The organism is Burkholderia sp. Ac-20392, from assembly GCF_017104585.1.
Taxonomy (GTDB): Bacteria; Pseudomonadota; Gammaproteobacteria; order Burkholderiales; family Burkholderiaceae; genus Burkholderia; species Burkholderia lata.
This window is the reverse complement of the sequence record NZ_JAAGPB010000855.1, coordinates 1-2,227: the sequence shown is the minus strand read 5'-3', so window position 1 is coordinate 2,227 and position 2,227 is coordinate 1. Positions and strand designations below refer to the sequence as shown.

The following is a 2,227-nucleotide window of genomic DNA, read 5'->3' as shown; positions in this document are numbered from 1 at the left end:
CGCGCGCTTCGCGGGCGACGCCGTGCGTGCCCGCTTCGGCGCACCGCAGCTCGTGTTCGCGAGCGCGTCGCTCGCCTGCGCGGGGATGATCGGAGCGCTGCTGCTGCCGTATTCGGTCACGGTGCTGACCGGCTTCACACTGATGGGCCTCGGCCTCGCGAACATGATGCCGGTGCTGTTCGCGGCCGCCGCGCGCGTGAAAGGCATCCATGCGGCCGAAGGGCTCGCGCACGTGGCCGGGCTCGCGTATTTCGGCATGCTGTTCGGTCCGGTCGTGATCGGCGCCGTCGCGCAGGCCTCGAACCTGACGATCGGCCTGTCCGTCGTCGCGCTGTGCGCGGCGCTCGTCGCGGCCGTTGCGCCCAAGGTGCTCACGCGGCTGAAGATCTGACGGGGCGCGGCAGGCGCCGGCCCAAAAGAAAACGCGCATGCGTTGCCGCATGCGCGTTTTCACCCCTTCTGTTGACCGCTTGTTTCGTTACATCTTCACTTCGTCGAGCAGCGACTTCTTGCCGTTCTTGTAGTTGTACAGCGAGATCACGCCGTGCTGCAGGTCGCCCTTCGAGTCGAAGGTCGTCGTGCCGATCACGCCCGAGTAGTTCGTCGTCGGCATCGCGGCGAGGATCTTCGCCGGATCCGTCGAGTTCGCGCGCTTCATCGCATCGACGATGATGTACACGGCGTCATACGTGAACGGTGCGTAGATCTGGATCGGCTGGCCGAAGCGCTTCTCGTACTTCGCCTTGAACGCTGCGCCGCCCGACATCTTCTCGAGCGAAGCACCGGCTTCCGAGCACACTACGTTGTCGGTCGCGTCGCCGGCCAGGTCGGCCAGCTTTTCCGTGCACACGCCGTCGCCCGCGAAGATCTTCGCGCGCAGGCCGAGCTGCTTCGCCTGTTTCGCGAACGGGCCGCCGGTGGCGTCCATGCCGCCGTACATGATCGCGTCCGGATTCTCGCCCTTGATCTTGGTCAGAATCGCGCGGAAGTCGACCGCCTTGTCGTTCGTCGCGTCATGCGACATGACCTTCAGGCCGAGCGCCTTGGCCTTCTTCTCGAACTCGTTCGCGAGACCCTGGCCGTACGCGGTCGAATCGTCGACCACGGCCACGCTCTTGATGCCCTTCGAGTGCGCGTAGTTCGCGAGTGCCGGGCCCTGCTGCGCATCGGTCGCCACCACGCGGTACGTGGTCTTGAAGCCCTGCTGCGTGTAGGCCGGGTTGGTCGCCGACGGCGAGATCTGCACGATGCCCGCATCGCTGTAGATCTTCGAGGCCGGGATCGACGTGCCCGAGTTCAGGTGGCCGACCACCGCGACGACCTTGTCGTCGACGAGCTTCTGCGCAACCTGCGTGGCCTGCCGCGGGTCGGCCGCATCATCCTGCGGGTCGAGTTGCAGCGTGATTTTCTGGCCGCCGATCGTGAGACCCTTGGCGTTGATCTCCTCGACTGCGAGACGTGCACCGTTTTCGTTGTCCTTGCCCAGGTGTGCAATGCCGCCCGTCAAGGGCGCGACGTGGCCGATCTTGACGACTTGATCGGCCGCTGCGTTGCTTGCAGCTGCAGCGCACAGCATCGCGGCCGCGGTGATCGGCAACAGCTTTTGCATCTTGATATTCATATAAGTCTCCAGTTTCGGTCCCAATAAACGCCATCGCCCGGTGCCCCGCTGCCATCCCTGTGTTGCAATCACTGGACGATTCGCCGGTTGCATCGTTCATGCACTTGGCCTCAAGCACGTGAAAACCGCCGCTTTTAGCAGCCGCCCGTCCGTACTTGCGCGCAAGTGTAGGTGATCAAATTAATTTGTGGGACTTTTTTGGGGTAGTGGTAACACTACCGATATGCGCACTTTGGAATGACTACTCGAATATCGCTGCAAGCCCCGCCGGATAAGGGTTTCCGCTAATTCCCGGCGACTTGATGAAAGGTCGTTTTAAAACAATCCGGGGGCATTTCGATTCGGTATTTTGTGCCCGTGATCATTGAATGAAACGCGCGTGACAACGCGCGTTTCGTCGTCCGATATGAACGATTCAGGCCGCTGTCGCACGCCATTCGGCATCGAGCGCGGCAACGAGCTGCGATGTCGTCAGCGCATCGCCGCGCCGTCGCGCGAGCGGTGCGCCCTGCCCGGCCCACAGCGACAGGTAGTCGCCGTCATTGGCGCGCGCGGCCGCCTGGCGCAGCGGCTGCGTCAGCGCGTTCTGCACCGGATACGGCGCGG

1 protein-coding gene and 2 pseudogenes are annotated in these 2,227 nt (G+C 63.6%); 1 reads left to right on the top strand and 2 read right to left on the bottom strand.

Features of this window, described 5'->3' with window-relative positions; translation table 11 throughout:
- A pseudogene (locus G3N99_RS39000) lies at nt 1–391 on the top strand (MFS transporter); the annotation flags it as partial.
- A gap of 87 nt (nt 392–478) precedes the next feature.
- Here G3N99_RS39000 and G3N99_RS38995 read toward each other — a convergent pair.
- The gene (locus G3N99_RS38995) at nt 479–1,621 is read right to left on the bottom strand and encodes a branched-chain amino acid ABC transporter substrate-binding protein (protein WP_174940039.1); all 1,143 of its coding nucleotides are present in this window, start codon (nt 1,619–1,621) and stop codon (nt 479–481) included.
- A 415-nt stretch (nt 1,622–2,036) separates the two neighbouring features.
- Nucleotides 2,037–2,227 (bottom strand): annotated as a pseudogene (locus G3N99_RS38990) (nitronate monooxygenase); the annotation flags it as partial.